General features: G+C 43.7%; 22 protein-coding genes, 5 tRNA genes, 1 other RNA gene and 2 pseudogenes. 11 read left to right on the top strand and 19 right to left on the bottom strand.

Annotated features, from left to right (window positions below; genetic code table 11):
* Nucleotides 1-99 precede the first annotated feature (99 nt).
* From OCV52_RS04755 to OCV52_RS04735, 5 genes are all read right to left on the bottom strand, one after another.
* Nucleotides 100-882 (bottom strand): ribonuclease H1 domain-containing protein, encoded by a 783-nt coding sequence (locus OCV52_RS04755; RefSeq protein ID WP_137407006.1) that lies wholly within the window; start codon nucleotides 880-882, stop codon nucleotides 100-102.
* Nucleotides 883-963: 81 nt separating this feature from the next.
* Nucleotides 964-1,269 (bottom strand): NIPSNAP family protein, encoded by a 306-nt coding sequence (locus OCV52_RS04750; RefSeq protein ID WP_137407007.1) that lies wholly within the window; start codon nucleotides 1,267-1,269, stop codon nucleotides 964-966.
* 53 nt (nucleotides 1,270-1,322) lie between these two features.
* Nucleotides 1,323-1,652 carry an AzlD domain-containing protein gene (locus tag OCV52_RS04745; protein WP_137407008.1) on the bottom strand — a complete coding sequence of 110 codons (330 nt, stop codon included), beginning with the start codon at nucleotides 1,650-1,652 and terminating at the stop codon, nucleotides 1,323-1,325.
* 2 nt (nucleotides 1,653-1,654) lie between these two features.
* Nucleotides 1,655-2,383, bottom strand: coding sequence for an AzlC family ABC transporter permease (locus tag OCV52_RS04740; RefSeq protein WP_137407009.1), 729 nt, complete (start codon nucleotides 2,381-2,383; stop codon nucleotides 1,655-1,657).
* Between the two features lie 104 nt (nucleotides 2,384-2,487).
* The gene (locus OCV52_RS04735; protein ID WP_137407010.1) at nucleotides 2,488-3,321 is read right to left on the bottom strand and encodes an AraC family transcriptional regulator; all 834 of its coding nucleotides are present in this window, start codon (nucleotides 3,319-3,321) and stop codon (nucleotides 2,488-2,490) included.
* 248 nt (nucleotides 3,322-3,569) lie between these two features.
* Between OCV52_RS04735 and OCV52_RS04730 the strand changes: the two genes are divergently transcribed.
* Entirely contained in the window at nucleotides 3,570-3,908 is a 339-nt protein-coding gene (locus tag OCV52_RS04730; protein WP_137407011.1) for a hypothetical protein, read from the top strand.
* Between the two features lie 93 nt (nucleotides 3,909-4,001).
* Here OCV52_RS04730 and OCV52_RS04725 read toward each other — a convergent pair.
* From OCV52_RS04725 to OCV52_RS04715, 3 genes and pseudogenes are all read right to left on the bottom strand, one after another.
* A pseudogene (locus OCV52_RS04725) lies at nucleotides 4,002-4,848 on the bottom strand (IS3 family transposase).
* Entirely contained in the window at nucleotides 4,845-5,351 is a 507-nt protein-coding gene (locus OCV52_RS04720) for a helix-turn-helix domain-containing protein (protein WP_137407013.1), read from the bottom strand. Before OCV52_RS04720 ends, OCV52_RS04725 begins: the two are co-directional and overlap by 4 nt.
* Before the next feature lie 403 nt (nucleotides 5,352-5,754).
* The gene (locus OCV52_RS04715; RefSeq protein ID WP_137407014.1) at nucleotides 5,755-6,267 is read right to left on the bottom strand and encodes an AAA family ATPase; all 513 of its coding nucleotides are present in this window, start codon (nucleotides 6,265-6,267) and stop codon (nucleotides 5,755-5,757) included.
* A 971-nt stretch (nucleotides 6,268-7,238) separates the two neighbouring features.
* Here OCV52_RS04715 and OCV52_RS04710 point away from each other — a divergent pair.
* The gene (locus OCV52_RS04710) at nucleotides 7,239-7,976 is read left to right on the top strand and encodes an IS6 family transposase (protein WP_137407015.1); all 738 of its coding nucleotides are present in this window, start codon (nucleotides 7,239-7,241) and stop codon (nucleotides 7,974-7,976) included.
* Between the two features lie 48 nt (nucleotides 7,977-8,024).
* Here the strand turns inward: OCV52_RS04710 and OCV52_RS04705 are convergent.
* The 3 genes and pseudogenes from OCV52_RS04705 to OCV52_RS04695 all read right to left on the bottom strand — a co-directional run.
* A pseudogene (locus OCV52_RS04705) lies at nucleotides 8,025-8,570 on the bottom strand (Tn7 transposase TnsA N-terminal domain-containing protein); the annotation flags it as partial.
* A 138-nt stretch (nucleotides 8,571-8,708) separates the two neighbouring features.
* Nucleotides 8,709-8,805, bottom strand: an RNA gene (gene ffs, locus OCV52_RS04700) — signal recognition particle sRNA small type.
* A 211-nt stretch (nucleotides 8,806-9,016) separates the two neighbouring features.
* Nucleotides 9,017-9,760 (bottom strand): VP0952 family biofilm-associated protein, encoded by a 744-nt coding sequence (locus tag OCV52_RS04695; RefSeq protein WP_137407017.1) that lies wholly within the window; start codon nucleotides 9,758-9,760, stop codon nucleotides 9,017-9,019.
* Nucleotides 9,761-9,811: 51 nt separating this feature from the next.
* On the opposite strand from OCV52_RS04695, the gene OCV52_RS04690 reads away from it, so the two are divergent.
* The gene (locus OCV52_RS04690; protein ID WP_004739957.1) at nucleotides 9,812-10,114 is read left to right on the top strand and encodes an MGMT family protein; all 303 of its coding nucleotides are present in this window, start codon (nucleotides 9,812-9,814) and stop codon (nucleotides 10,112-10,114) included.
* 75 nt (nucleotides 10,115-10,189) lie between these two features.
* Here OCV52_RS04690 and OCV52_RS04685 read toward each other — a convergent pair whose 3' ends face one another.
* On the bottom strand, nucleotides 10,190-10,630 hold the full coding sequence (locus OCV52_RS04685) for a YbaY family lipoprotein (protein ID WP_137407018.1): 441 nt from the start codon (nucleotides 10,628-10,630) through the stop codon (nucleotides 10,190-10,192).
* 168 nt (nucleotides 10,631-10,798) lie between these two features.
* On the opposite strand from OCV52_RS04685, the gene tesB reads away from it, so the two are divergent.
* Complete coding sequence (gene tesB, locus OCV52_RS04680; RefSeq protein ID WP_105024560.1) at nucleotides 10,799-11,659, top strand: acyl-CoA thioesterase II; 861 nt, start codon at nucleotides 10,799-10,801, stop codon at nucleotides 11,657-11,659.
* A 112-nt stretch (nucleotides 11,660-11,771) separates the two neighbouring features.
* Here the strand turns inward: tesB and OCV52_RS04675 are convergent, their stop codons facing one another.
* Both OCV52_RS04675 and OCV52_RS04670 read right to left on the bottom strand, forming a co-directional pair.
* A complete protein-coding gene (locus OCV52_RS04675; RefSeq protein ID WP_137407019.1) occupies nucleotides 11,772-12,437 on the bottom strand; it encodes a hypothetical protein in 666 nt (221 codons plus the stop codon).
* 62 nt (nucleotides 12,438-12,499) lie between these two features.
* A complete protein-coding gene (locus OCV52_RS04670) occupies nucleotides 12,500-12,955 on the bottom strand; it encodes an Lrp/AsnC family transcriptional regulator (RefSeq protein WP_004739953.1) in 456 nt (151 codons plus the stop codon).
* Nucleotides 12,956-13,102: 147 nt separating this feature from the next.
* Between OCV52_RS04670 and OCV52_RS04665 the strand changes: the two genes are divergently transcribed.
* A complete protein-coding gene (locus OCV52_RS04665; RefSeq protein ID WP_137407020.1) occupies nucleotides 13,103-14,170 on the top strand; it encodes a PLP-dependent cysteine synthase family protein in 1,068 nt (355 codons plus the stop codon).
* Nucleotides 14,171-14,227: 57 nt separating this feature from the next.
* On the opposite strand, the gene OCV52_RS04660 is transcribed toward OCV52_RS04665, so the two are convergent.
* Entirely contained in the window at nucleotides 14,228-15,559 is a 1,332-nt protein-coding gene (locus OCV52_RS04660; protein WP_137409199.1) for an IS4 family transposase, read from the bottom strand.
* Nucleotides 15,560-15,701: 142 nt separating this feature from the next.
* Nucleotides 15,702-16,022 (bottom strand): DUF1244 domain-containing protein, encoded by a 321-nt coding sequence (locus OCV52_RS04655; RefSeq protein ID WP_004736423.1) that lies wholly within the window; start codon nucleotides 16,020-16,022, stop codon nucleotides 15,702-15,704.
* 127 nt (nucleotides 16,023-16,149) lie between these two features.
* Between OCV52_RS04655 and OCV52_RS04650 the strand changes: the two genes are divergently transcribed.
* Entirely contained in the window at nucleotides 16,150-16,743 is a 594-nt protein-coding gene (locus tag OCV52_RS04650) for a thioredoxin domain-containing protein (protein WP_137407335.1), read from the top strand.
* A 98-nt stretch (nucleotides 16,744-16,841) separates the two neighbouring features.
* Here the strand turns inward: OCV52_RS04650 and vexH are convergent, their stop codons facing one another.
* The 3 genes from vexH to OCV52_RS04635 form a co-directional block, all read right to left on the bottom strand.
* Nucleotides 16,842-19,955 carry a vibriobactin export RND transporter permease subunit VexH gene (vexH, locus tag OCV52_RS04645; RefSeq protein WP_137407334.1) on the bottom strand — a complete coding sequence of 1,038 codons (3,114 nt, stop codon included), beginning with the start codon at nucleotides 19,953-19,955 and terminating at the stop codon, nucleotides 16,842-16,844.
* Nucleotides 19,955-21,031 carry an efflux RND transporter periplasmic adaptor subunit gene (locus OCV52_RS04640; RefSeq protein ID WP_137407333.1) on the bottom strand — a complete coding sequence of 359 codons (1,077 nt, stop codon included), beginning with the start codon at nucleotides 21,029-21,031 and terminating at the stop codon, nucleotides 19,955-19,957. Before OCV52_RS04640 ends, vexH begins: the two co-directional genes overlap by 1 nt.
* A 274-nt stretch (nucleotides 21,032-21,305) precedes the next feature.
* Entirely contained in the window at nucleotides 21,306-21,467 is a 162-nt protein-coding gene (locus OCV52_RS04635; protein ID WP_170222437.1) for a hypothetical protein, read from the bottom strand.
* Nucleotides 21,468-21,596: 129 nt separating this feature from the next.
* Here OCV52_RS04635 and OCV52_RS04630 point away from each other — a divergent pair.
* The 5 genes from OCV52_RS04630 to OCV52_RS04610 all read left to right on the top strand — a co-directional run bounded on the left by OCV52_RS04630 (nucleotide 21,597) and on the right by OCV52_RS04610 (nucleotide 22,434).
* A tRNA-Tyr gene (locus tag OCV52_RS04630) sits at nucleotides 21,597-21,681 on the top strand.
* Between the two features lie 104 nt (nucleotides 21,682-21,785).
* Nucleotides 21,786-21,870: transfer RNA gene (locus OCV52_RS04625), tRNA-Tyr, on the top strand.
* Between the two features lie 103 nt (nucleotides 21,871-21,973).
* Nucleotides 21,974-22,058, top strand: a tRNA-Tyr gene (locus tag OCV52_RS04620).
* A 103-nt stretch (nucleotides 22,059-22,161) separates the two neighbouring features.
* Nucleotides 22,162-22,246 (top strand) — tRNA-Tyr (locus tag OCV52_RS04615).
* A gap of 103 nt (nucleotides 22,247-22,349) precedes the next feature.
* Nucleotides 22,350-22,434, top strand: a tRNA-Tyr gene (locus OCV52_RS04610).
* Nucleotides 22,435-22,474 lie beyond the last annotated feature (40 nt).

Here is a 22,474-nt window from a genome sequence, read left to right as displayed (position 1 = left end):
CAGCTAAAGCTGTCGAGTAGAATAGAAAATAAAACAAAGCGTTACATTGCTCAAAGCGGTAACGCTCTAGATAGTTCGTACTCTCACGAGCAGTGCTTGTTAACCCGCGCGCAATGCTAAGATCTCTGCAAGATCGTCCGTTTCGGTATAACGGCTCAAACCTTGCTCTTTCGAAGAGATCGCCACAATAGACATTCGGTCAGCAAGCTCATTGCCCTCAATACCGACGTGACCGTTCACATGGTAGATAGTGATTTGAGAAGCGAGCTCTTGATAAAGTGCGTAAGCGGCTTTAATGATATCGAGGTTTTTTATCTCACCACCAGATTTAGTCCAGCCCTTTTTCTCCCAGCCTGATGCCCACTTAGTAATGCAGTCTATCGAATATTTTGAGTCGCTATAAATCGCCACAGACAGCCCAGCTTTCAGCTTCTCTTTCGCGAGAATAAAGGCCTGTTCTAAACCTTGTAGCTCAGCAGTATTATTAGTCCCCATCGGTTGGTACAAGCCATACCATAGCTCAGTGAGATCATTATTCAAATAAACCGCTAAACCCGTTCCCGCTTCGCCTGGGTTAGGCTCACATGCACCATCAGTAAAGATTTTAATATCAAATGGCATGTCAGTAATTTGCTGCTGAGAAAGAGGTGGAGTCTTTGACTTGTTTGCACCACTGGACTTCTGAAATGCAGACTTAGAACCTGAGGTAGACTTAGTCGCAAAAGACGAGCTACCACCAAAGGCAGATTCAGCTTCTCCCAGTGTTGGAAACGATTTATATCTCGCGCCCGCAAAACCATCGACCTGCGCTTTACACTCATTCCAAGTGGTAAAGATACCCGGTTTACGACCTTTCCAAACCACATAATATTTCTTAGCCAAATTAACTCCTTACCAAAAACTGACAACACAAACAGTGAAGCAATACATTAGAAGTCACCAAGCCACGTCTTGCAAGGTCAATCACTCAAAAACGGGTCTAAAGAAGCTGCGCTCATAACTCACAATACAGTCAACTTCATCCGCATATTCAAAAGCTCGAATACACTCCGGGTCTTTTAAGGATAAGGTTCGATACTCTTCATAGGCCGCTAAACTATCAAACGAAAACAGTGCCATCGCAATATTGTTCGCGCCTTCAGATGGTAGAAAGTAGCCATTGTGCTGACCGCCAAATTTAGCCACCAAAGGAATCCACATTTTTGCGTAGTTCTCAAACTCCTTAATCTTTTTAGGATCAATTACATATCGAACATAACAAGTAATCATATATCGCCCTCAAATAACAAATAACAAATAACAAACCAAATTTAGATTGGCCATCAAGAGAATAAGAAATCAATCGCCACAAGGTTGTAGATCAAGAACACCGCCATACTGACACCAATGGTTAGCAGTACATTTCCTGTTTTCCATATCAGCAAACCTGTTACAAGAGCCCCGATTAAATACGGGTTTTCAAAACTTGGCCAAAATGTCTGCTCTGGGGCAAACACAATCGGCTCCCAGATCGCAGTCAGTACCGCAGGGCTCGAATAACGTAATAAACGTCGCGCCGTTTGGTTGAGTCGAAGCGGAATCGCTGGCTCTAGAAATAAGTATCGGCTAAAAAACACAATCGCTGTCATCAGTAATATCGTTAACCAGATCATCTCTATTTTCCTTCCATGATTGGCTTTTTGCCGTTATTGCGTTCTTGAAATGACTCACTGAAAAAGCCCGCTAACATGCCAGCAATTGCTGCAATCATGAGCCCGCCTTCAACGTTATTCACCGACATAGCAACCGAAGTCACCAATGAAACCAACACGCACACCACAACAGGCAGTGTTCTGATTAACGGGAATACCAACGCAATAAAAGTCGCGGCAACCGCAAAGTCGAGGCCAATTTCATTGAGGGATGGGATTTGGCTTCCAGCGACAATGCCAACGAAGCTCGCTATGTTCCAAACCAGATAAAAGCCGCCGCCAACACCCGCGGCATACCAACAATTAAACTCTTGCTGAGACTGCCCACTACAAATCGCAAACAGCTCATCTGTTAACCAAAAGCCAAGCAATAAGCGCCATCGAGCAGGAAGGTGACTGATTTTGTCGCGCATCGACACACTGTATAAAAAATGCCTTGAGGTGATGAACAGTGTGGTCAGCAACATGGTGCCAAGGCCAATGCCTGCTTTGAACATCCCTGCCGCGACCAGTTGTGCGGAGCCGGCAAACAAGATCGCTGACATCGCTAGTGCTTGCAGTTGATTCAATCCAGCATCAATAGCGTATGAGCCAGCTAAGATTCCCCACGGTATCACGGCGATACTCAGAGGCATTCCCGCTAAAACGCCCTTCCACAGCTGTGTTCGCCTATCCATCTTTTGATTGTCCATATTGTTCTTTTCTCTCTTCACATTGGCTATTCAATGTAAAAACACCTGAGTGGATTCGATTGTACAAACTTGCTCGATCAAGCGACCGTATTTTTCGCCGACATTCAAAACATCTTAATGTATTGCCCCGGCGTGTAACCATTGGCCTTTTTGAAGTGCCGATGAAAATGGCTTTGGTCGTGAAAACCACACTCTTGGGCAGTATCTGAAATGGTATGCCCTTGCTTTAACAGTTTGCGAGACAGCCTCAAACGAGACTGGATCTGGTAAGCATGGGGAGGAAGGCCAAACTCTTTCTGAAATGAACGAACTAAATGAAATGGACTTAAGGCCGCCAATTTCGATAACTCTTCCAAAGAGACATCAGCCTGCGGAAAGTCATCTAAAAACTCTTTAACCAGAATAAGTTGTCGCTGGGTTTTACTATCCAACTGAGGTTTAAGACTCGACTTGCCATGTCGGCTAATCAACTTAACCAACATCCCATACATTAAGGTTTCACGGAGCAGCCGATTATCCGATTCATCAATCGCGTTAAACACTAGCCTAAGTTGATTGGCGAGTTCAGGGTCTTCAACGACCGCTCTAGGGAAATAAGGGGCACCATAATTAGGAAGGTTTAGTTCTTGAGTAATTTTGGCCAGTTGCTCAGGGAGCGGATACATGGCGCGATAAGCCCAACCGCCTTCCGTTGCCGAATGACCGCTATGTACCTCGTCAGCATTGACCAGAATAATAGCGTCTTGTGGTGCGATATGGTGACCACCTGTGCGATAGAAACGTTGAGCGCCCTGCTCGATAACCCCAAGCGTGTACCCCTCATGGCTATGACGTGAGAAGTTCTGCTTTTCGTATTCAGCATTAAGGATTTCAATTCCGCCGAGCTCCTCAGCGACTTTATATTCGGCCTTTTCTTTAGAACGTTTCTTGTTCTCCATAACAATTCCCAAGCCTGTTAATTATCGAACGACTTATCAGTCTACTCTATAGGCTCTTGTAGCTTTTGTACAAAATTGCGCTTTTGGTCGGTAATACTGTTTTTAGCTTTAGATTCAAAGCTCGGGATAATGCTTTCTAATTGCGAGCGAGGTCGTGCTACGCTGGTACTTGGCGAAAAATTGACAAATGAATGGCTGAATCATGCCAATAATTCTCACCCACCATAAGCTGCCCTTAGAGAGATATAATGAAAAAAACCGTAGCACTTCTGTTCTTCTTAAGCCTATCAGGCTGCACTCATAACCAGTCGAAAGCGTTAAGCATGAACTCTTCGTCCGTAAATTCATACCCGCAGTCGATGTCGAACCTACAACTGTGCGACACCTTGTATTACGGAAGGCCGAGTAATCAAACACTGGCAGCTATTGGCAGCGAATTTAACCGCAGAGGTCTATCAAAGCGTTGGTGTGATACCGAAACCAATAAACTTTATTTAACCAAGACAATTGATTGGGTTGCTGAACAAGTCGAAGGTAAGGAAGATTCTGAGGAAGAAACGTCGGCAGTGGTGTTGCCTGCGAATTAAGAGATTGAAGCGTGTTGGACAAGACATTTGGAAAGCTTCAGATAGCAAAAAGCCGCTCGTTATGAAGTGCCCCCGTAAAGTTGGACATTTCTGTTAAGCGGCTTTCAAGGCCTGAGTTCGATATTCTATCCGGAGTCAGGCCTTTTAGTTTCACTTTTATACGTTTGGTATTGTAGTACTCGATGTATTCTTTAATTTGCTCTATCAGAGCATCTGCATCCTCAAAGCTTTGGTTGTGATACATCTCTGTTTTGAGTAAAGCAAAAAAGTTTTCAGCAACCGCATTATCTAAGCAGTTACCTTTTCTCGACATGCTTTGCGTTAAACCACTCTCCGCTACCTTTTTCTGATACTGTCGATGACGATATTGCCAACCTTGGTCGCTATGTATAATTGGCTTTGAGTTGGGTTTAAGCGTTGATATAGCCTCCGTTAGCATATCCGTGACAAGCGGCAAGCAGGCATTTTTGGCCACTCTATAAGCAACCACTTCCTGAGTAAACAAGTCGACAACGGGAGACAAGTAGACTTTCTGCTCTTTGACTCTGAACTCCGTGACATCAGTTACCCATTTTTCATCGGGTTGAGTCGCACTAAAATCTCTTTCAAGTACGTTAGGAGCTGCTGTTCCAGACTCTCCTCGATATGAACGATACTTTTTAATCCTGACCGTCGATTTAAGGTTGAGCTGAGCCATAAGCCTTTGAACCGTTTTGTGATTAAGCACGAATCCCCGATTTTTTAGTTCCAAGTGAATACGGCGGTAGCCGTATCGCCCCTTATGTTCATGATAAATTGACTTTATCAACCGCAGCTCACGTTCGTAGCTATTTGGGCGCTTGCTTGTTTGAGCCTGATAATAAAAGACACTTTTTGCCAGCTGTAGAGTATGCAGTAAGTGTTTTAACGGGTACTTGCCTTTAAGAGTTAGAGCTATCATCGCTTTTTCTTTGTTCGACGGTTTTTTTCCTGCTCCAACTCTTCCAACTTTTTTAGAACGGCATTCTCGGTTCGTAAGTAGACCAACTCCTCTTTTAGCTCCTCAAGTGTCATTTCATCACCAGGCTTAGTTGTACGTTGAGGGTGCTGTTTCATTGAGGGTCTTCCTTTCTGGCGCATTTTGAGCCCTTTGATACCGAGCTCATTAAATCTTTTGAGCCAGACAGAGAGTATCCCAGGGGATGAGAGGTTTAATACTGCGCTAGTGTGCGTGAGCGACCAATCATTCGTCCACATTAAATTCAACGCTTTTCGTTTTTCCTGAGCAGTAGCAGCATGCTTAGTTGATAAAAATGAGTTAGCACCATGGATGGCAAAGACTTGAGCCCAATACCGTATCTGTCTTGAAGGGATTGAATATTGTTTTGCTAAGTAGAGAGATGATGTGCCATCTAAGTATTGCTTAGCAATGATACATTTTAGCTCTCGGTTATATTTGGACATAAAAAGACCCCCAATAATTGGTGTCCACTATTGGGGGTCAGTTCATTAAGAGCGGCTTTTTTAAATGTCGCTGTAACCATAAGGCGTCCAACCAATCAATTAAATTTCAATAACTTACATGAAAACCAAAACCATAACACGTCCAAATTTAAAACCATAAGATGTCTTTTCTATAAGTTTCAACGAAAACACTAAAGTTAAATGTAAGAAAGTTACACAACGCTAAGAACAGCTACAATTCGCTATGAGTAGAACTTAATAATTAAGGTACGACAGAATCGCTTGGTGATCACAGCATAGTGAGCATATATGAAACACACTTTTGGACAGAAACGCGTTAGAACTGGTGCTCTACAGCATTTCTGTCAGATGAGGAAAAGTATGTTGAAACCTTAGACGTTTGTTAGGTTTTTGTTGGCACTGAAAACCCAAGAGCATTAATTAAATCATATCTACTTTGATCTAAACTTCTACCAGCGGTATCAATAACAACCCTTTTAGTCATCCATTGATCGTAGTCACGCTCAACAACACTCTCCCATGTTGGAAGTTTCAACTCTTGTATATCTGAAGCTCTAGTTTCTATTCGTTGTTTATGTTCGAGTAAATCTGAGCAGGTAATCTCAATTTCAATAAATTGGGAGCTTGAGCTAGTTGCTGCATTTCTCCATAACTCCCGTGACTCATTTACGGGGTTGGTTGAATCAGCAACAACTGATTGTCCAAGTTTTAAATTTTCCGAAGCGATTGAAGCGGCTACTTTATATCCTTCATCATGAATATTACTAATACCATTATTCTTTAAAGCTTGTTCAATAGTGTCAATACGCAAATACATTGCACCAGTAATCTCTGACAAATATTTAGACAGCTCTGACTTCCCAGTACCTGGTAAGCCACCAAAAATATATAACAACTTAACTCTCCTCAGAGATTGACATAAAACCCTAACATTTTTAATAACAGGCAGTCTCTTTTTTCTACCTGCTCGAATTTCGATTAATTTATAATAACCCACAAAAAATTAATAAACTGTATTTATACAGAAAAGAAAGCAAAGCTGGTAAGTAAAGTATCCATGAGCTTGATATTAGGTTTTATACGGAAAACGCACGCCCACTAAAGGGTGTTGAGCATTTTATCTAAGTGACTTTGGAGCATTTTCGAGCTAGAAAATACCACGGGTAAAAATTCAACCTGTGAAGTGTGATCACCAAGCGATTCTGTCGTACCTTAACTACTAAGTGACTTTGTCGTTAGCCTAATTACCGGAGGAAATTATGCATAAAAACAATGCACTAGATATTTTAAAAAATCCTTTTCCAATGTTAATGAAGAAGAGATTAAATATCTTAACCCTTACGTTGAATTGAGAAAGGTAATTCAACAGTAACACTTGATGGAGAGTTCAGCCTCGAAGAGCTTCAAGCAATCGTTGTTTGGATGGAAACCTTAAAGGAGAACATATCATGGTCTTGCCCCAAACTAATTTTACTCACCCTCCCCTCCAAATTTTGCATGCAAAATTTGATAGACACCACCGCGGACGAATTACAAAACATACCTGATGGAATTGTGTGAACTTTCTATTCGAAGAAATTAGTTAAAACCTTTATCGTCACAACTTAGTCACCTCTCGATTGTGACGCTATGGGGTAGATAACCTTATCATCACAAAAGCTTATAGATTCTAAATTACTCACTTCTAGCTTGTTCAACATTTCACTGTCTAACTCATGAATTTTGAAATCGCAGACAAGGTGAACTCCCTCAAGTGCTTCATTAGAAAGTAACGTTTCTAGGGCTAATGCTTGTTTTATAGGGCTTGTTGCAAAAACCTCACAACCCGCCAGACTTTAACAATGATTCATCACTGAGCAATACGTTATGGCCAAGTCTGAATTCAAATGGCGACATTTCACCCCTGAACTGATCTTATGGTGTGTGCGGTGGTATGGCACTACCGCGATGAGCTACGCAAACCTCAGTGATATGCTGGCCGAACGCGGTGTATTCGTGAATCGCTCCAAGATATATCGTTGGTTTATCCACTATGGGACTATCCTACATAAGAAGTTACGCCGTTATCAATTCACTCGCATCGATTCTTCCTGGCAGCTTGATGAAACCTACGTCAGGGTGAAAGGCAAATGGCATTACCTCTATCGAGCCATCAATAAACGTGGAGAAGCGGTGGATTTTTTCTTCTCTCATAAGCGTAATAAAGAGGCCGCTTATCAATTTATTAAACGCTGCCTACGTCGCTATAAAACCTCCTTTCATCCCTACGCATTGAATACTGATAAACATTCGTCTTATGGGAACGCCATTGATCGTCTCAAGAGTGAAGGCCGCTTACGGCAAGATGTAGAACATCGGCAAGTGAAATATCTCAACAATGGCATTGAATCTGACCACGCTCCCATCAAAAAGCTTATCGAAGCTACCGGTGGCTTCAAGGTTCGAAAGCGGGCTTGGTCAACGATTCAAGGTTTTGAGGGGATAAGGATGTTGAATAAAGGCCAGTTTGATTTTTGGTTACGCCGTGATGAGCCGAAGCTGAGGGTGCAGGAGAGATCCGCCTTCCTCAATGAACTCTTCAATATCTTCGGAATCTACGCATGAAAAGAGGTGCTAAATTAGGCACCTCAGAAACATCTTCAATTTTTGCAACAAGCCCGAGATAAGTGTGTCCTGTTCCGATAATCCGAAATACAAAGACACCTCTTGTAGCTGCACCATTTGTTTACGTTGAATAAACGCTAACACTAACTTTTGAAACTCAGTCACAGTTCGCAATCCGGAATAACGATGCAGTAACTTAAAGTTATCTAACGTCGGTCCCATTCTAATTTGTTTCTCAGTAACCAAAACTAAGCGTCTGTTGAACTCATTCAACGCAACTCTTTGTTTCTCTTCAAATCTATTCCTGAAATCAGGTTTGAGAATCTGACTAGAGTGTTTTACTTCGAAGAGGGTTGACTGCTCGTTGTGATTTGTTACTAAAAAATCTGGGGTATATCGGCACTTACGATTATTGAATTGATAGTGGAAGCCAAAAGGTTGAGAGGTAAAACTTTTAACGTTTGCGTTATATTCGAGGTGAAAGCAGAAATCGAACTCCAAAATGGAGAGAGTGCGAACAACAGCATCATTCTTCAAGCTCATGAACTTACAGATGTTGTGTACATGAGATGATTTCTTGGTTTGGTCGAACATAGCAAATCACTTTTGTTGTAAACCTACAACAAAAAATAGACTATGAAGACTTATGGTGCAAATATGAAGACTTATGATGCAGAAATGAAGAAAGCCTGCAATTTATGCGAACATATATTGCAGGCTTCATAAAGGGTGGGAACCCAGCCACATCCCGGCACACAAGTCACACGCTGCGGCTGCTTCCTTCCGGACCTGACCGAGTTCACGAGCTATTGTTGCGGGAGGACCAGGCCCCCATAGATTCGTTTTCTAAGAGGCTTGCCTCAAAGAGTGATTGGATTATTAAGCATCCCGGCAGCCATTGCAAGCCCTTCCCCTTTCTTTTTGAGCAATTGTGGTCTAAGTGCTTATCCTTTATTCAAACCACAAGTAAATCGTAGGTAAATTCACCATTTACCTACGATTTGAAGTTCTCACACAACATCATCTAGATTGAATTGGCACTAGATATCGATGTCTTCGTTATCTTCAGTGCGAATGATGTAGTCTGTCATCCATGCCGTTCCTAACAAACATAGCCAGACTACAAATACAGGGCTTGGTACTTCAATGCTCGGTGTAATCACCAGTGCTGCGAAGCCTGCGGTTGGTAGCGTCCAACACAGCAACTTATTCCAGCGGAAGGTTTTCAGCTTCGTCATCGCTTCGATTGACGCCATAATGCCCGTCACACATAAAGCCACAAGCGCTGCGTAAGGTAAATCGGCTATCCAAAGAGGCAAGATTAACCCCAATGACCACCAGCTGTGTCGACTCGCTGGTTTGAGATGATTAGCAGCCCACCAAATCACCATGATGGACAAGACTTGTAATAGAGTCACCCATGGCGTGCCATCAAGCTTACCTGCTGATTGCGTGACCATAATCCCAACCTGCAAAGTAGTCACGATCAAACCCGAAATAATCACTACCGACAAACTACTGCGTCTTGAGAAAACCACCATTAACAATGGGAACAACACCCACGCGCTAACAGAGAGTGTGATTGGCTGTAGAGGAAGGGTTAAGCCATAAGTCGTCATGGCAGCAAGTAGAGCTAAACCTGCGATACCACCCTGCGGTAAGATCCATAACGCAGGAATCACCATCGCCAGTACTGGGATATCTCCCTCACTTAAACTGATTGCTCTCGCACAAACAACGGCTAATAATGTTGTAATTAGAAATTGAAACGTTGAAAAGACCATAGCTCTCTCCTTCTACCGATCCGTGGTATTTATGAACTAGGAACATTTAGTATGGACCAATTTTTAGCCCAAATCTTTGCTGTGATTCACCAAATTCCATATGGAAAAGTAACAACTTATGGAGACATAGCACGTTTCTCGGGTTTTCCGGGCTATGCACGCCATGTGGGAAAAGCATTGGGTAAGTTACCTGAAGGTAGCAAACTCCCTTGGTATCGAGTGATCAACAGTAAAGGCGAGATTTCCTTGAAAGGCGACTCGTTTGAACGCCAAAAGAAGCATTTGGTGGAAGAAGGGATTGAAGTGAGTGACGCAGGAAAAATTAAACTCAGAATATACAAATGGCAGCCCTAGAGCTGCCATCATTCGCCTATTCAACTGGCTAGATTAAACCAATCAAGATGCCTTAACAGTGGCATCCATTTCTAATTAGCGAACACCGACCAAGCGTAGGTCAGCGTGTTGTGTGTTTTCTACATCTGTAATCACAGACTTGATAGTATCTGTTGTGAAACGTAGTTTACCGTCAACATGGATCGTTGCACGCATGTTGTAACGGTGGTTAGGCTGAATCTTGTTGTCGTCAAAGCTTAATTCGAACGCAAACGGTACTTGCTTACCATCGGTTGTGAACTCTTGAGTCGCGATAACCGTTGATGGAGCATCCGCTAATGAAATATCTTCTAGCGTTACAGTAACCAATGCATTCTCTGGTAATGCCATTCTTTCGCGGTAGCTAACTGTTCCTGAAATCACTTGAGTATTCTCTGCAACCACTTCCTGAGAAGCGTTCGTTTCAGATGTTGTTTGGCAACCGACTAACATGCCAAACGATACTAAAGACATTAGAAGAATTAGAGCCTTTTTCATATTCAATTTCTCTCAACATGTTTGCCGAACTCGGCAAATCTCCAGACTAATTATAAGAGGGCTTTCATATTCTGTCTTGAAAACCTATGATTTATTGACAGATATATGACTAAGCTAATTGATTAACACCATAATCTGACACTCATTTTACGAAGAGGAATGCTGACGATGAGTCAACCTTTAAAAGAATTACTCAGTTTACTTCAGCTAGAGAAGCTGGAAGAAGGTTTATTCCGTGGGCAAAGTGAAAACCTCGGTCTCCCACAAGTTTATGGCGGTCAGGTCTTAGGGCAAGCGCTTTCTGCTGCTCGTTATACCGTTGAAGACGACCGCAGTGTTCACTCGTTCCACAGTTATTTTCTATTCCCAGGCGACTCTGAAAAGCCGATTATTTACGATGTGGAAAACCTCAGAGATGGGCGCAGCTTCAGTACCCGCCGTGTTAAAGCGATTCAAAATGGCCGCCCTATTTTCTATCTGACGGCTTCTTACCACGGTGACGCACCGGGCTTTGAACACCAAAATCCGATGCCTGATATTCCAGGGCCGGAAAACTTTGCATCTGAAACTGAACTTGCAAGCCATATTGCGGAGTTCTTACCGGAGAAGTTGCGTAAAACCTTCTGTGGTGAAAAGCCAATTGAGATGCGCCCTGTAACGGTGGTTAACCCACTCAAACCAAAGAAGACGGAAGCGAAACAGTACCTTTGGGTTAGAGCAAATGGCGCGATGCCAGACAACCACTTGATTCACCAATACCTGCTTGCCTACGCTTCAGATTGGGGCTTCTTAGTCACTGCGCTTCATCCACACGAAGTCTCTCTAATGACGCCAAACTTCCAAGTGGCGACGATAGACCACTCAATCTGGTTCCACCGTCCATTCAAGATGGATGAATGGCTGCTCTACGCGATTGAAAGCCCAACAGCGGCCAACACTCGCGGCCTAGTGCGCGGTGAGATCTATAACCAGAGAGGCGATTTAGTCGCGACAGCCGTTCAAGAAGGTGTGATGCGCTTTACTAAATAGCCATCAAATAGTTCTGAGCGTCTGCAAGCAAACGCCTTAAACGAAAAGAGGCTAGGTATCGCACCTAGCCTCTTCTCTTTTTAATCACAATGGCAGTTCAACGAAACTGTGTTTAGTTCCCTTGCTCAACCGGCTTAGACTCACCTTGTACTCGCGTTTTGATACCATCACCCGCATCGCGCAATAAGTTAAATGGCGATAACACCACGCCTTTTACCGCACCTTCTGCCGCACTTTGAGCAAGTTCCTTACTCTTGTCAGCCAACAAGTTAGCTTGCACCAAGATCGCAGGGACTTCGGCTCTCAGCATCTCAGACTCGGCAATCACCACAGGAATCGTTTGTTCTCGGTAAGACTTACTTTCGGCAAGCATTGGTGGCATCACATCAACACGGTAGCGCTTAAGTTCGGTCAGCGTTGGCGGAATCACATCGGTTCTCACCTGCCCGACTTCAACTCGAACATTTTTCACTTCGTCTAGGATAGCTGGGATTTTACTGTCGACCGATGCGACCGTTTTGTTTACCTTCTCCACCGTCTTTCTTACATCTTCGACGGTATTCAACATCTGTGGTGCCAATTCATCGACGTGCTCTGCCAGTATCAGAAACTCTTCGACTTTTAGTTCTTTAGTGAGCACAGAAAGATCCTCAATAACCTGAGGATAGGTATCGACAATTTCACCGACTTTATTGGTGAATGAATAGATGGTGTAGCCAAGGTAAAAAATGGCGATAGCTAACACGAGCTGAATAGCAGTAGAAACTTTTGCAAACATGAATAATCCTTTTCTTCATCGCAGAGGCGATATCTAAACTCAAAACACTATCTTTAAATTGGTTATAGCGGTAGCGCGGTGGTGTACTTTAATGGTTCCATCGCAAACGTAGAAGTAACGTTTGATATACCATCCACACTGTTAACTAAGCGCTTATAGAACTCATCAAAGCACTTCATGTCTTTAACCTGCACCTTCATCATATAATCGTACTCGCCCGCCATGCGGTAGAACTCCATGACTTCTGGGAATTCCGACACAGTATTCACAAAACGACCATACCACTCATGAGAATGATCGCTGGTTTTCACCAATACGAACGCGGTAAAAGAAAGATCTAACTTTTCAGGGTTCAGCAATGCCACTCTTTTTTCAATGATGCCATTCTCTTCCAAACGCTTTAAGCGCTTCCAGCAAGGCGTTGTGGTGAGGTTGACGGCTTCAGAAATGTCGTTCAATGACAGGGTACTGTCTTCTTGTAATAACGCTAATATTTTTTTATCTACGGCATCTATCACACTTTCACCAAATCGCTTTTAAATAGAATAATTTTCTACATTTTAGTCAAAATAAAGCAAATATGGCAAAGTTTTTCTCTCCGGATCTAGCTAAATTAAAACCATACCAAATACAAAAAATTCCTACACTCGATCAGGAGAACGCTTATGTGCACTGACCATCAATGGATTAACAACGCGATTCGTAAAATTGAAGCGGACTACCAACGCTCTGCGGATACGCACCTTATCAAACTAGACCTTCCAAGCATTGAAGGCATTGATATCTACCTTAAAGATGAAAGTACACACCCAACAGGCTCTTTGAAGCACCGTTTGGCGCGTTCTCTATTCTTATACGCTATCTGTAACGGTTGGGTTGGCCCAGAAACTACGATCATTGAGTCTTCATCTGGCAGCACAGCGGTGTCTGAAGCTTACTTCGCTCGCCTACTTGGCCTTCCATTTATCGCAGTAATGCCAAAGTGCACAGCGAAGAAAAAGATCGAGCAGATTGAGTTTTACGGCGGCCAAGCACACCTAGTTGACCGCTCTGACCAAATCTATGATGAGTCACGTCGTTTAGCAGCGGAACTCAATGGTCATTACATGGACCAATTTACTTACGCTGAGCGCGCAACCGACTGGCGTGGTAACAACAACATCGCAAACTCAATTTTCAATCAAATGCAGATGGAAGATCACCCGGTTCCAACTTGGGTTGTAATGAGCCCGGGTACTGGTGGTACTTCAGCAACGATTGGTCGTTTCATTCGTTATCAACAGCATGAAACTAAACTTTGCGTTGTCGACCCTGAAAACTCAGTTTTCCACGAGTATTACAAAACAGGCAATACAGAAGTAAAAGGCAGCACATTCAGCAAAATTGAAGGCATTGGTCGCCCTCGTGCAGAACCAAGCTTCATTCCAGGTGTGGTTGACGAAATGCGTAAGATCCCAGACGCGGCAAGTATTGCAACGACACATTGGTTGTCTGACATTCTAGGCCGTAAGGTTGGCGCATCTACGGGTACCAACATGTACGGTGTGCTTCAACTGGCAAGTGAAATGAAAGCGCGTAGTGAGAAAGGCTCTATCGTGACTCTACTTTGTGATAGCGGCGAACGTTACCTAGACACTTACTTCAATGACGAGTGGGTGAGCAACAACATTGGTGACCTTCAGCCTTACGCTGCGAAGTTAGAAGCTTTCTCTCAAACGGGTGAATTAGTTTAAGCACCAAGCAAAGCACAAGCGTCCAAAATAAAAAGAGCCCTTAATGGGTAATGCCAGTCAGTTAAGCTGACTGGCATTTTTCCTGTTCGTTGCATATTTTTGGGGTTTCAGTTTCACCCAACGAGGGTAACTTCTATCTTCTCTTCGAGGTGGCAGGGTAAACATGGATATTTGCTTGAGTAAGACTTCATAATGTTTAGGAAGTTTTCCAGGACTCGTTAAAGGTAAAGCCGCGAAGTATTGAGTCACAGCCATAGCACTACTCGTAAAGCTTAATTGATTTGGCCAGACGCTATCTAATTTAATCGCAGCCTTTGTCATAACTTGTCTTATAAGGTTATAGGCGAGCAAAATCCCCCAGAGCTCCTGCTTGACCATATCTGGGCGCTTACTTCGTAATGTATACTCACTATCAAGCAAGGTTTGCTTCATTTCCCGATAGCCTAATTCGATTTCCCAACGATAGCGATAAAGCTCTACGATGTCTTCACCAGGAAAGCGTAACCCATCACGCATTGATGTAAGTACCTGATATGTCTTCCCTTTGATGATTTTCGACACTAACCTTGCTTCTATTGTCTCAGGGAGATCACTGAACTTCTTTCTTGCCTGAGGTGTCGTTTTTATATCAACGATAGCGTCACTCTGACTGTATTTATGAACGACTTCATACTGGAAGTCTTTTCTCACAGGAAGCATCCAATGCCTTTCTTTGCCTACCTTATTCCAGCGATTAAGTAGCCCTAGAGAGTAGTATCCTTTGTCAAAAATAGTCAGCGAATGATCGGGGGTTTGTTCGATGAGTTCTTCTGCAAGGCGCATTTCGCTGGTGCGATAGTCAGAGAATGTACTATCGATTAGTTGATGACTTGTAAGCTCCATCAAGCAAACCATACGTACCTTAGGGTAAATATTCTCCGATGATTGATTGCTCTGTGCTTTAAACTCTTGATGATTTTCAGGTGTATCTGTCGTTCTCCAAACGACACCATCGACGGATAGAAGGTTTAGTCCACACCAAGTTTCGAAATTAGACGAGTGATAGCCATGCGTAGCCATCTTCTTAAAGACTTGTTTAACGCCTTCTTCGCCTAATCTCTGTCTCGCTTGAACAACAGCACTTGGGGCAACAAAGCGTTGTCTGTCTGGCAGGACAATATCGAGTTGGTTAGCAATATCCCAAACAGATTGTTGACGAAAGAGACTCATTCCAACAACGGACCAAAGTACGGCCTCCAAAGGTAACCGTCTTCTTCTAACGGTTGCGACGCCAGCTTGCTCAAAACCTTGCTGGATAAGCTCTGGACTAAGAATTTCAGAGTATTTTTCAAAGTGGTGGAAGGTATTACACGACTGAAAAGTATTGGCAAGTTGGCTTTCTAAAGACATAAAAAAATCCGATATTAGTTTCCTAATATCGGATTCTGAAGCCTTTTGAGGATCGGTCAAATGATCTCACAAATTTCTTAACTGATCGGTATTACCCTTAATGGGCTCTTTTTGTGTGTCTTTGGTTAACGACAAACTAAGACTATTCTGGCTTCTGCTTCGCTTCAAAAGCAGCCAGTTGCTCTGGTGTTGCTTTTGGTTGGTGGTTTTGTTTCCACTCATCGTAAGTCATGCCATAAACACGCTCACGAGCGTCATCAATATCAAGGTCTAAACCTTGTTGTTCAGCTTCGGCTTTGTACCACTTACTGAAGCAGTTACGACAGAAGCCAGCCAAGATCATCAGATCAATATTCTGAACATCTTTGTTGTTGTCTAAGTGTGCTAATAGGCGACGAAAGGTTGCTGCATCCAGCTTGTCTTGTTCTTCTTGAGAAAGATCTTTGTATTTAAATTCAGCCACTTTAGTGTCCCTTAATAATTTTCATTTTTTAATGTATTGAGCAGATATTGTTATACAAAAAAAGCCCGCACTGCGCTAGGAGCAAACGCAGGCTTTTCAAAACATTCATAGATAAACCGGAATTCCCATGAAACGATTAAAAAACGTATTTATCCTATTAGTTTCTCTTATTATAAGCGCTACAGCTTTTGCATCTCCATCAGAGGGAAAACAATACACGCTTTTGGAAAAGCCTTATTCAACCGAGTATCAAGTAGACAAATTCTTTTCATTGACCTGCATGCCTTGTTGGCAGATGACAGAGTTACTCAAAGATAAAGAAGGCTCTGGTGAACTGAAATTGCATCGTACTCACGTGATTTTTAACGACTCGACCTTACAAGCTGCAGGTATTTACTACACCGTGTTGGCTCAAAAGCCGGATATGTCTCATGCACTTTTGAGTGAATTATTCTCGCTGGTTCAAACTAAAAAACCGCTGCAAGAAACGGATATCGACGCTTTTTTCAAAGAACACAACCTTGTGAAACAAGAAGACATGACTCAAGCCCAACAACAGCAATGGGCTAAATTTGTGGAAGACGCTGTATCTAAGACCGAACAAGCGTCGATTAGCAGCATTCCGAGCTTTATTATTAATGGGCGCTATATGGTGAAACTAAGAGGCCACCGCTCTATGGAAGAACTGCTCGAAACCATTCAATACCTGAGCGAGCAATAGAGTCTGACTCTTTTCTGGCACCATTCGCAAACAAAATAAAAAGCCCGACAACGAGTAAGTTGTCGAGCTTTCATCAATTACTAATCTATACCACTACATTAACCGTGGCTAGTTCTACCTATATTGTCATGGCTTAGCTCTTTGTTTAGCACCGCTTCGACGTGACCAGGTGAACGAGTTGTACCAGAAATCAATCGATACATCGCAGGGATTACAAACAGAGTCACCAAGGTCGCAAACCCCATACCGAAGAAGATAACCGTACCTACTGCCACACGGCTTTCATAACCCGCACCTGTTGAGGTAATCAATGGGATAGCACCTGCTAGCGTGGTAAATGCCGTCATCATGATTGGTCGTAAGCGTCGAGCAGAAGCATCAATGATAGCTTTTTCAAACTCAATACCACGGTCACGCAGTTGGTTAGCAAACTCAACGATCAAGATACCGTTTTTGGTTACCATACCGATCAACATGATCATACCAATCTGGCTGTAAACGTTGAGCCCCTGACTCATCACTACCAATCCTAAGAAGCCACCAAAGATACCCATAGGTACAGTGAACATTACCACTAGCGGGTTAATGAAGCTCTCGAACTGCGCCGCCAGTACCAAGTACGCCACCAACATCGCTAATGCAAACACCACTAAGATGCTCGATTGGTTCTCTTTGAAGTCTTTAGACTCGCCCGAATAGCTTACCGAAATATCACCCGGTAGTTGTTCAATCGCTTGTTCATCAAGGAAATCCAGAGCTTCACCTAACGTGTAACCTTCCATCAGGTTAGCTTTAATCGTTATCGACTTCTGCTTGTTGTAGTGCGACAAACGAATCGACGATGCGACTTCTTCAATGTGAGTCAAAGTATCTAACGTCACCAACTCACCAGACTGAGTTCGCATATAGATTTGGCTCAAGTCATTGGCATTGTTGAAGCTGTTTTCATCACCTCGCAGATAAACATCGTACTCTTCACCACGTTCCACAAAGGTTGTCTCACTACGACCGCCTAGCATGATTTCTAGGGTGTCGGAGATGTCAGAAACACTCACACCCAGCTCTGCTGCACGCTGCTTGTCTACAGTAATCAGTAGCTCAGGCGTTTTCTCAGAGTAATCAATATCTGCGCCTTCCATCATCGGCGAATCTTCAGCGGCTTGCTTTAAGATTTCCGCCCACTTTTGCAATTCAGAGTAATCTGAGCCACCAAGTACGAATTGTACTGGCTCACTCGACCCACCTCGGAAACCTGGCATAAACGGGAACACACGTACATCAGGGATACCGGCTAGTGACTTACGAACTTCATTCAGCGCTTCTTGCGCGGTTACATCACGCTCGTCCCAATCTTCGAGGATCATGATAACGAAGCCCGTTTGGTCACCGGCATTACCACCGAATGCTGGTGATTGAATACTGAATGACTTCAAGAAGCCTTGACCAAGCAATGGCATTAGACGTTCTTCAACAATGTCCATGTTGGCAGACATTCGGTTGTAACTGGTTGCATCAGCACCACGAACAAACGCAAAAATAACACCACGGTCTTCTTGCGGAGTCAGCTGCGCAGGCACTTGTTGCATCAAACCATAGCTACCACCTAAACATGCGATAATGATGATAGGAGCAGCCCAACGCCAATTTAACGCGCGGCGTAATACCGAGCGGTATCCAGACTCTAATTTGCCAAATACACGTTCTACAAACAGGTTAAAGCGGTTTGGTTTCACGTTCGCTTTTAGGATCTTACTGCCTAGCACTGGCGTTAGTGTCAATGCGACTAGCGACGAGAAGATCACCGACATAGCAAGCAATACAGAGAACTCGGTAAACAGAAGACCAACCATGCCGTCCATGAACGAGATTGGTAAGAATACCATCACCAATACAAGCGTCGTTGCAATTACCGCGAAGCCAACCTCTCGTGTTCCTTTATAAGCCGCAAGCAGTGGTGACTCACCACGTTCGATATGGTGGAAAATATTCTCAACCACCACGATTGCATCATCAACTACCAAGCCAATCGACAGAATCAGTGCCATCAAAGTAATCAGGTTGATAGAGAAACCGAAGTAGTAAGCCGCAATAAACGACGAGATCAAAGATACAGGTACCGTTACCGCAGGGATAAGCGTGGCACGAGCTTGACCGATAAAGATGTACAGCACCAGGATAACCAAGCCACCCGTGATAAAGAGTGTGCTATAAACCTCTGAAATAGAACGATCGATGAACACGGTCGAGTCATAATCGACAGCCAAACGCGTACCATCTGGCAAGAACTTCTGAATCGCTTCCACTTCTTTGTGTACTAAGTCAGCAACCTCAAGTGGGTTGGCATCTGACTGAGGCACGATACCCATACTGACGTTAACAACGCCATCACTCTTAAAGGTCGAGTTTTCGTTCTCTGCACCAATGTAAACATCAGCGACATCTTTAAGATAAATCGGCGTGTTGTCAGAAGCGCGCTTGACCACTAGGTATTCAAAATCTTCCGCTTCTGTGTATGAACGAGCGGTACGAACGGACATCACGATCGCGTCATTACGAACTTCACCGCCTGGGCTCTCGATATTCTCATTGTTCAATGCAGACGTAATATCAGATGTAGTAACCCCACGCCCTGCCATTTCCGCAGGCTTTAGCTTCACGTACATTACTTTGTACAAGCCACCCGAGATATCCACCGAACTTACGCCGGAGATCAAACTAAAGCGGTCAATCAACACACGCTCTGTGTAATCGGTTAACTGCGTTCGGTCCATCTCAGTAGAGCTTAGGTTGATGTATACCGAAGCCTCACCGCTACCGTTGTTCTTGTAAACAATCGGGTCGTCAGCTTCGTCAGGCAAAGATCGCTGTGCACGAGCCACGGCGTCACGAACATCACTAACACCAGTATTTAGGTCATAACCCAATTCAAAGGTAATCGTAATACGCGACATACCGTTACGAGTGGTGGACTCGATCTCATCAATACCACTGATACCGGATAATTGGTCTTCAAGATTGGAGGTTATTTGGCTCTCTATGATGGTCGCTGATGCGCCTTCGTAGCGTGTGCTGATCGATACCACAGGGCTTTCGATATCAGGCATCTCACGAACGGCAAGCTTACTAAAAGAGACAATACCAAACACAACCAATAGCAAACTCAATACGACAGCCGCTACTGGTCTCTTTACTGAAACGTCAGATAACAACATTAGTTAGCGCCTTCTTGTGCTGTTTTCTCGGTTGCTGAGTCAGCCGGTCGGTTTATAGCAAGTTCGTGAACTTGAACACCATCACGCATGTTCACGATGCCCTGAACGACAATTTTCTGGCCAATTTCGATACCCTTTTCAATCACAACTTCGTTGTCGATACGAGCACCAAGGAAGACTTCCGTTCGCGTTGCCTTGTTATCTTCACCAACCACATAAACAAAACGTTTAGTACCTGAGTACTCAAGGGCTTGAACTGGAATGATTGGTGCTTCAACTGGTGGGAAGTCCATCGCTGCCGACACCAACATGCCCGGCTTTAGGTAATCATTGTTGTTATCGAAATTGATTCGAACTCGAAGGTTTAATGTCTCTGCGTTGATACGAGAATCAATGCCAACCACTGAACCTGTAAATTCGGTATCTCCCCATGCACTGGTTCGAGCCGTCACTTTCATGCCTTTTGATAGCATAGAAAGGTAACGTTCAGGGATCTGAAGGTCTAACTGCATGACTGAAAGGTCATCTAGAGTTACCAGTTCAGTACCCGCTGTCACCATTTTGCCGCGGCTAAAATCGATAAAGCCGACTGTGCCTGAGAATGGTGCGCTAATGTGAAGATCTTTTAGGTTGGCATTTGCTGCCGCCAAACGAGCATTGGCGATCTCTACATTGGTTTTCTGCGCGTCAATTTCGGTTTGCGTTATCGCGTTACGTTTCACCAAGCGTTGAAATTCCGCTAGTTTACGTTTCTCGTCTTTTAGATACGCTTGCGCTTCTGCAACTGCAGCTTTTGCCTTATCGTCATCTAACTGAACCAACATCTGGCCTTTAGTCACATCTTGATTCGCTTTAATGTTGATAGAGTCAACGCGCCCAGCCACCTCAGAAGTGATCATCACCGATTGCTCAGCTTCTAGCTTTCCAACTAGAGAAAGGGATTGGCTAACTTGGTGAATATCCACCTGCTCAGTAACAACAGTGACAGTGCTCGGGCCCATGCGCTTTGCAAGTACGGCTGGAGACGCCATAAGAATAGACAAGCTCAGCAGGGTTATAACAGATTTATTTTTCATAATTATGGTCTGCAAGTAAGTTTTGTAGCAATCACAGTGAGTAAGTGGTTAGCAATAGCGTAGGAAAAAGGCTTGAAAACAAGGCTGCTCTTTTCAACAGGGTAGCTTCGATAAGTAGTTATCCTACAATCAAACATCCTAACGCAGCTGTCGAGCATTTTAATAAGCTAGAACGACAAGTTACTTACTACGATTGGTATTATTCTCTATAAATGAAATTAACCGTATTCTATCAACTGATGGATGCTGTAACGTCAAGAAGTGTAAATCTAGATTAAATTTCGTTTACGTTTCGTGGTGGTTTAGCCAAAACAACAGCAAGACAGAAAGCCAATAACCTCAAGGCGTTACCCACCAGTACGTAAACCTTAGTACAGATGTTCACTTCACGAGCAATATGCGTACTTTTCGCCACCTTTGCCCAAAAAGGCAGCATTTAACACAAAACCATAAGAAAAACCCTTTACAGGTTTAACGTGTTTGCTATGATGCGCTCCGCACTTGAGAGATGCGTTGGGAAAAACATCTCTTTAGCCTATCCATTATGAGTTAGGAAAAACACCCTGGAGGGGTTCCCGAGTGGCCAAAGGGAGCAGACTGTAAATCTGCCGGCACTGCCTTCGATGGTTCGAATCCGTCTCCCTCCACCATATTTCTTCTTACCTCTTCCTAAGAGTTAAGAGAGCAACCTAGTTGATGGGCTTATGGGAAAACATCAATTTAGGCTTACTTTGTGAAAAGTAAGACACACCCTGGAGGGGTTCCCGAGTGGCCAAAGGGAGCAGACTGTAAATCTGCCGGCACTGCCTTCGATGGTTCGAATCCGTCTCCCTCCACCATATTCTTCTTACCTCTACCTAAGAGTTAAGAGAACAACCTGATTGATGGGCTTATGGGAAAACATCAATTTAGGCTTACTTTGTGAAAAGTAAGACACACCCTGGAGGGGTTCCCGAGTGGCCAAAGGGAGCAGACTGTAAATCTGCCGGCACTGCCTTCGATGGTTCGAATCCGTCTCCCTCCACCATATTCTTCTTACCTCTACCTAAGAGTTAAGAGAACAACCTAGTTGATGGGCTTATGGGAAAACATCAATTTAGGCTTACTTTGTGAAAAGTAAGACACACCCTGGAGGGGTTCCCGAGTGGCCAAAGGGAGCAGACTGTAAATCTGCCGGCACTGCCTTCGATGGTTCGAATCCGTCTCCCTCCACCATATTCTTCTTTCCTCTTCCTAAGAGTTAAGAGAACAACCTAGTTGATGGGCTTATGGGAAAACATCAATTTAGGCTTACTTTGTGAAAAGTAAGACACACCCTGGAGGGGTTCCCGAGTGGCCAAAGGGAGCAGACTGTAAATCTGCCGGCACTGCCTTCGATGGTTCGAATCCGTCTCCCTCCACCATATTCTTCTTACCTCTACCTAAGAGTTAAGAGAACAACCT

This window comes from Vibrio chagasii (assembly GCF_024347355.1).
GTDB lineage: Bacteria > Pseudomonadota > Gammaproteobacteria > Enterobacterales > Vibrionaceae > Vibrio > Vibrio chagasii.
The sequence above is the reverse complement of the archived record's forward strand: the minus strand, read 5'-3'. Positions and strand labels throughout refer to the sequence as shown.